Below are 6,851 nucleotides of genomic sequence, written 5' to 3' on the forward strand. Positions count from 1 at the left end.
CGAGCGGCTTCACCGATTCCGTTGAAGAAGCCCCGTCCCATGACCAAGATGCCAGACTCTCTTGCCCTCGACGCCCGGCGCGCGATGCCGGCCGATACGTCGCTGACCGACAGCATCGGCGCGACCAGCACGCCGCTCGACCTCGCCGCGCAGCAGGCCGGCACGCAGACATTGCTGCGCGGCCTCGCGATCCTCGAGGCGATCGCCAATGGCGCGCGCGACATGCGCGCGATCGGCGCCGCGCTCGGCACGACGCGCAGCACGACGCACCGGCTCGTCAGCAGCCTCGTGCAGGCGCGCTATCTGCGCCAGGTGCAGGGCGGCTACCTGCTCGGCCCGAAGCTGATCGAGCTCGGCACGATCGCGCTCGAGCAGATGCCGCTCACCGCGGTGGCGCGTCCGCATCTCGAGGCGCTCGCGGAAGCGACGCTCGACACGATCCATCTCGGCGTGCGCGACGGCGACGACGTGCTGTACATCGACAAGATTCCCGGTACGCGCGGCCTCGAGATGCGCTCGCGCGTCGGCCACCGGATGCCGCTCGCGTCGACCGGCATCGGCAAGGCGATGATGCTCGACCTCGATCCGGACCTGTGGCGCTCGCTGTTCGAAGCCGCGCGGCGCGCGCTGGCCGGCGTCAACTTCAAGCCCGACAACCGGCCCGAGACGAGCGCGTTCCTGCAGCGCATGGCCCACTACGCGGCCGGCGGCTATACGTTCGATCTCGAGGAAAACGAGGCGTCGATCCGCTGCGTGGCCGCGCCGATCCGCGACGCGTCGGGCGCGATCGTCGCGGCGGTGTCGGTCGCGAGCACGATTCCGTACATGCCGCACGACCGCATGGACGAACTGATTCCGCTCGTGCAGCGCGAAGCGCGAGCCATTTCCGCGGAACTGGGCTGGAGCCCGCCGCAGGGTACCCGCAGGATCAAACGATGACGACTTCGACCCGGCCCGCTCCGGATGCCAGTTCCGCCTCCCCGTCGCTGATCGCGCTCGACTGGGGCACCACGTCGCTGCGCGCGTATCTGTACGACGCGCACGGCGTGCCGATCGACACGCGCAGCCGGCCGGCCGGCGTGATGCACGTGCCGGGCGGGGGCGCGCGCGCGTTCGACGCGGTGTTCGAGGAAGCGTGCGGCGACTGGCTCGACCGTACGCCCGGCCTGCCGGTGCTTGCCGCCGGGATGGTCGGCAGCGCGCAGGGCTGGCGCGAGGCGCCGTACGTCGCGGTGCCGGCCGGCGCCGACGCGCTTGTCGCGGGCCTCATCACCGTGACGACGGCGCGCGGCGCGACGGTCTCGATCGTGCCGGGCGTGATCGCGACGGGCGAATTGCCCGACGTGATGCGCGGCGAAGAAACGCAGATCGTCGGTGCGCTCGCGAGCGATCCCACGCTTGGCGCCGATCGTTCAGGGGTACTGATCGGCCTGCCGGGCACGCATGCGAAATGGGCGTGGGTGAAGGACGGACTGATCGAGCGCTTCCAGACCTTCATGACGGGCGAGCTGTTCGCGGTGCTACGCGATCACACGATCCTCGGCCGCACGATGCGCACGGGGGCGTCCCCCGATCGTGACGCGTTCGTGCGCGGCGTATCGGTCGCACGCGGCGCGCGGCACACGGGGCTGCTCGCGACGATTTTCAGCACGCGCACGCTGGGGCTGACCGACCGGCTCGCGCCCGATGCGCAGGGCGACTACCTGTCCGGCCTACTGATCGGTCACGAGCTCAATGCGCTCGACGCGATGCTCGCGGAGCGCGGCATCGCGCTCGCGGACCAGCCGCTGCTGCTGATCGGCGACGACGGCTTGTGTTCGCGCTACGTCGATGCGCTCCGGGTATTCGGCCATGCGCATGCGCGTGTCGCCGCGCATGCGACCGAGTTGGGCCTGTGGCGGATCGCGTCGCGCGCCGGGCTCGTGCGCGCGGACGGCGAGCCCGTCTGCGCCGATCAATGAACTGCTTGCAGAGGAATTCTCGATGCCGTCCGACCTGACATTGCCCGCGCCGTACACGCCCCACGCCGCCTTGATGCGCGCGTTCGACGCGTGTCCGCTGATCGCGATCATGCGCGGCATCACGCCCGCCGAAGCGGCCGACCATGGCCGCGCGCTGTACGAAGCCGGCTTCCGGATCGTCGAGGTGCCGCTCAACTCGCCCGATCCGTTCGACAGCATCGCGGCGCTGCGCCGGGCATTGCCCGACGACATGATCGTCGGCGCGGGCACCGTGCTGCGCGCCGAGTACGTCGACCGCGTGCAGGACGCGGGCGGCGCGCTGATCGTGATGCCGCACAGCGACGCGGCCGTGATCCGCCGCGCCCGCGAGCGCGGGCTGGCGAGCGCGCCGGGCGTCGCGACGCCGACCGAAGCGTTCGCGGCGCTGACGAACGGCGCCGACGTGCTGAAGATGTTCCCGGCCGAACAGCTCGGCGTGACGGTCGTGAAGGCCTGGCGCGCGGTGATCGACCGCGCGGTGCCGCTGATTCCGGTCGGCGGCATTTCGCTGGACAACATGCAGCCGTTCCTCGACGCCAGCGCGAACGGCTTCGGGCTCGGCTCGGCGCTGTACCGCCCCGGCCAGTCGGCGGACACGACCGCGGCGCATGCGCGTGCGTTCCAGGCCGGCTTGCGCGTCGCGCGCGGCGGAGCCGCATGATGGGCCGCCTCGCGGGCAAGGTCGCGATGGTGACGGGCGCGGGCCGCGGCATCGGCGCCGCGATCGCGCGTGCGTTCGTGCGCGAAGGCGCGGCCGTCGCGCTCGTCGATCTCGACTTCCCGCAGGCGCAGCACACGGCCGCCGCGATCGCACACGAATGCGACGGCGCGCGCGTGCTGCCGCTGCAGGCCGATGTCGCGCAGCAGCAGGCGGTGCGCGAGGCGCTCGCGCGGACGGAAGCGACGTTCGGCCCGCTCGACGTGCTCGTGAACAACGCGGGCATCAACGTGTTCGCCGATCCGCTGACGATGACCGACGACGACTGGCGGCGCTGCTTCGCGGTCGATCTCGACGGCGTGTGGCACGGCTGCCGCGCGGCGCTGGAGGGCATGCTCGAGCGCGGCCGCGGCAGCATCGTGAACATCGCGTCGACGCATGCATTCAGGATCATCCCGGGCTGCTTTCCGTACCCGGTCGCGAAGCACGGCGTGCTCGGTCTCACGCGCGCGCTCGGCATCGAATACGCGGCGCGCAACGTGCGCGTGAACGCGATCGCGCCGGGCTACATCGAGACGCAGCTGACGCGCGACTGGTGGGACGCGCAGCCCGATCCGGCCGCCGCGCGCGCGGAGACGCTCGCGCTGCAGCCGATGAAGCGGATCGGGAAACCGGAGGAGGTCGCGATGACGGCCGTGTTCCTGGCGTCCGACGAGGCGCCGTTCATCAATGCTACGTGCATCACCGTCGATGGCGGGCGCGCGGCGCTGTATCACGACTGACACGATTGACGTAACGATTCGAAAGACCGCACGTGCGACGGCCGCGCGCACGCTGCGTCGAAACCAACAAGCGGCTGCATCCTGTTCGATGAAAACAAGGAGACACTGGAGATGAAACGCAGAACGTTCGTAACGCTGGCCGCCGCGGCGGCGGTGGTGATGGGCAGCCCGGTCGCGCACGCGGCCGACCCGGTCAAGATCGGCTTCCTGGTGAAGCAGCCGGAAGAGCCGTGGTTCCAGGACGAGTGGAAATTCGCCGAGATCGCCGCGAAGCAGAAGGGCTTCACGCTCGTGAAGATCGGCGCGCCGTCCGGCGAGAAGGTGATGAGCGCGATCGACAACCTGTCCGCGCAGAAGGCGCAGGGCTTCATCATCTGCACGCCCGACGTGAAACTCGGGCCGGGCATCGTTGCGAAGGCGAAGTCGCACAACCTGAAGATGATGACGGTCGACGACCGCCTCGTCGACGGCGCAGGCAAGCCGATCGAGTCGGTGCCGCACATGGGGATTTCCGCGTACAACATCGGCAAGCAGGTCGGCGACGGCATCGCGGCCGAGATCAAGAAGCGCGGCTGGGACATGAAGGACGTCGGCGCGATCGACATCACCTACGAGCAACTGCCGACCGCGCACGACCGCACGAGCGGCGCGACCGACGCGCTGGTCGCCGCCGGCTTCCCGAAGGCGAACGTGATCGCGGCGCCGCAGGCGAAGACCGATACGGAGAACGCGTTCAACGCGGCGAACATCGCGCTCACGAAGAACCCGCAGTTCAAGCACTGGGTCGCGTACGGCCTGAACGACGAGGCCGTGCTCGGCGCGGTGCGCGCGGCGGAAGGGCGCGGCTTCAAGGCCGACAACATGATCGGCATCGGCATCGGCGGTTCCGATTCGGCGTTGAACGAGTTCAAGAAGCCGCAGCCGACGGGCTTCTACGGCACCGTGATCATCAGCCCGAAGCGCCACGGCGAGGAAACCTCGGACCTGATGTACACGTGGATCACGCAGGGCAAGGCGCCGCCGCCGCTGACGCTGACGACCGGCATGCTGGCGACGCGCGACAACGTGGCGAAGGTGCGCGAGGAGATGGGGCTCGCGTCGAAGTAAGCGGCCCGCCGGCTGCCGCGGCGATGCGGCGGCCGGCGGTCGATCGATCTGGAAGTGGGGAGACGACGTGTCAGCGGCACTGCGTTTTGACAATATCGGCAAGGTATTTCCCGGCGTGCGCGCACTCGACGGCATTTCGTTCGACGTGCATGCGGGCGAGGTGCATGGCCTGATGGGCGAGAACGGCGCGGGCAAGTCGACGCTGCTGAAGATTCTCGGCGGCGAATACCAGCCCGATGCGGGCAGCGTGCTGGTCGACGGCCGGCCCGTGCAGTTCGCGAATGCGGCCGCGTCGATCGCGGCCGGCATCGCGGTGATTCACCAGGAATTGCAGTACGTGCCCGACCTGACGGTCGCGGAGAACCTGCTGCTCGGCCGCCTGCCGAACGCGTTCGGCTGGGTCAAGAAACGCGAGGCGAAGCGTTACGTGCGCGAGCGGCTCGCCGAGATGGGCGTCGATCTCGATCCTGACGCGCGGCTCGGGCGGCTGTCGATCGCGCAGCGGCAGATGGTCGAGATCTGCAAGGCGCTGATGCGCAACGCCCGCGTGATCGCGCTCGACGAACCGACGAGTTCGCTGTCGCATCGCGAGACGGAAGTGCTGTTCAAGCTGGTCGACGATCTGCGCGCGCAGGGCCGCGCGCTGATCTACATCTCGCACCGGATGGACGAGATCTACCGGCTGTGCGACGCGTGCACGATCTTCCGCGACGGGCGCAAGATCGCGTCGCACGACGCGCTGGCCGACGTGCCGCGCGAGCGACTCGTCGCCGAGATGGTCGGGCGCGAGATCGCGGACATCTACCATTACGCGCCGCGCACGCTCGGCGACGTGCGGTTTTCCGCCGAAGGCGTCGACGGCCCGGCGCTGCGCGAACCGGCGAGCTTCTCGGTGCGCGCGGGCGAGATCGTCGGCTTCTTCGGGCTCGTCGGCGCGGGCCGCAGCGAGCTGATGCGGCTCGTGTACGGCGCGGACCGCCGGCGCGCGGGCGCGCTGACGCTCGACGGCAAGCGCATCGACGTGAAGCGCACCGGCGACGCGATCCGCCACGGCATCGTGCTGTGCCCGGAGGACCGCAAGGAAGAAGGGATCATCGCGATCGCGTCGGTCGCCGAGAACATCAACATCAGCTGCCGCCGCCATTCGCTGCGTGCGGGGTTGTTCATCAACGGCAAGACCGAAAGCGAAACGGCCGACCGCTTCATCCAGCGGCTGAAGATCAAGACGCCGAACCGGCGCCAGAAGATCCGCTTCCTGTCGGGCGGCAACCAGCAGAAGGCGATCCTGTCGCGCTGGCTCGCGGAGCCCGACCTGAAGGTCGTGATCCTCGACGAGCCGACGCGCGGGATCGACGTCGGCGCGAAGCACGAGATCTACGACGTGATCTACCGGCTCGCGGAGCGCGGCTGCGCGATCGTGATGGTGTCGTCGGAACTGCCGGAAGTGCTCGGCGTGTCCGACCGCATCGTCGTGATGCGCGAAGGCCGGATCGCCGGCGAGCTGCCGCGCGCCGACGCGAACGAACATGCGGTGCTGAACCTCGCGCTGCCGCAGACGAGCGCGGTCGAGGCGGCCTGACGCAACCGGATACACCGGAACATTCGAATCGAACACGCGCGGCGCGGGCCGCGCGATGCAGGAGCAGGAGACACACCATGCAAGTCAACGAAAACCTTGCCAGCGCCGCCGGGAAGCCGTCGGCCGACGCGCTGGTTCCGCAGCAGAGCGACCGCCAGAAGTGGTGGCAGCATCTGACCGAATACAGCCTGATCGCGATCTTCGCGGTGATGTTCATCACGATGTCGCTGACCGTCGATCACTTCTTCTCGATCGACAACATGCTTGGCCTCGCGCTGTCGATCTCGCAGATCGGCATGGTCGCGTGCACGATGATGTTCTGCCTGGCGTCGCGCGACTTCGACCTGTCGATCGGCTCGACCGTCGCGTTCTCGGGCGTGCTGTGCGCGATGGTGCTGAACGCGACCGACAACACGTTCGTCGCGATCGTCGCGGCGGTCGCGGCCGGCGCCGCGATTGGCTTCGTGAACGGCGCGGTGATCGCGTACCTGCGCATCAACGCGCTGATCACGACGCTCGCGACGATGGAGATCGTGCGCGGGCTCGGCTTCATCGTGTCGAAGGGGCAGGCGGTCGGCGTGTCGTCGGATACCTTCATCGCGCTCGGCGGGCTGTCGATGTTCGGCGTGTCGCTGCCGATCTGGGTCACGCTGCTGTGCTTCATCGGCTTCGGCGTGCTGCTGAACCAGACGGTGTACGGCCGCAACACGCTCGCGATCGGCGGC

The 6,851-nt window shown here is 69.1% G+C and carries 6 protein-coding genes and 1 pseudogene; all 7 read left to right on the plus strand.

The window, feature by feature from the left end; genetic code table 11:
* Window positions 1–39 precede the first annotated feature (39 nt).
* The gene (locus AP428_RS00355) at window positions 40–939 is read left to right on the plus strand and encodes an IclR family transcriptional regulator (protein WP_011694140.1); all 900 of its coding nucleotides are present in this window, start codon (window positions 40–42) and stop codon (window positions 937–939) included.
* Entirely contained in the window at window positions 936–1,961 is a 1,026-nt protein-coding gene (locus AP428_RS00360) for a 2-dehydro-3-deoxygalactonokinase (RefSeq protein ID WP_006476960.1), read from the plus strand. Before AP428_RS00355 ends, AP428_RS00360 begins: the two co-directional genes overlap by 4 nt.
* 22 nt (window positions 1,962–1,983) lie before the next feature.
* On the plus strand, window positions 1,984–2,661 hold the full coding sequence (locus AP428_RS00365) for a 2-dehydro-3-deoxy-6-phosphogalactonate aldolase (RefSeq protein WP_054927342.1): 678 nt from the start codon (window positions 1,984–1,986) through the stop codon (window positions 2,659–2,661).
* Entirely contained in the window at window positions 2,661–3,440 is a 780-nt protein-coding gene (locus AP428_RS00370; RefSeq protein WP_041489153.1) for an SDR family oxidoreductase, read from the plus strand. Before AP428_RS00365 ends, AP428_RS00370 begins: the two co-directional genes overlap by 1 nt.
* A gap of 111 nt (window positions 3,441–3,551) precedes the next feature.
* The gene (locus tag AP428_RS00375; protein WP_011544545.1) at window positions 3,552–4,547 is read left to right on the plus strand and encodes an arabinose ABC transporter substrate-binding protein; all 996 of its coding nucleotides are present in this window, start codon (window positions 3,552–3,554) and stop codon (window positions 4,545–4,547) included.
* Between the two features lie 67 nt (window positions 4,548–4,614).
* Entirely contained in the window at window positions 4,615–6,126 is a 1,512-nt protein-coding gene (gene araG / locus AP428_RS00380; protein WP_011544546.1) for an L-arabinose ABC transporter ATP-binding protein AraG, read from the plus strand.
* Between the two features lie 77 nt (window positions 6,127–6,203).
* A pseudogene (gene araH / locus AP428_RS00385) lies at window positions 6,204–6,851 on the plus strand (L-arabinose ABC transporter permease AraH); the annotation flags it as partial.

It is taken from the genome of Burkholderia sp. E168m22, assembly GCF_001319805.1.
Taxonomy (GTDB): domain Bacteria; phylum Pseudomonadota; class Gammaproteobacteria; order Burkholderiales; family Burkholderiaceae; genus Burkholderia; species Burkholderia orbicola.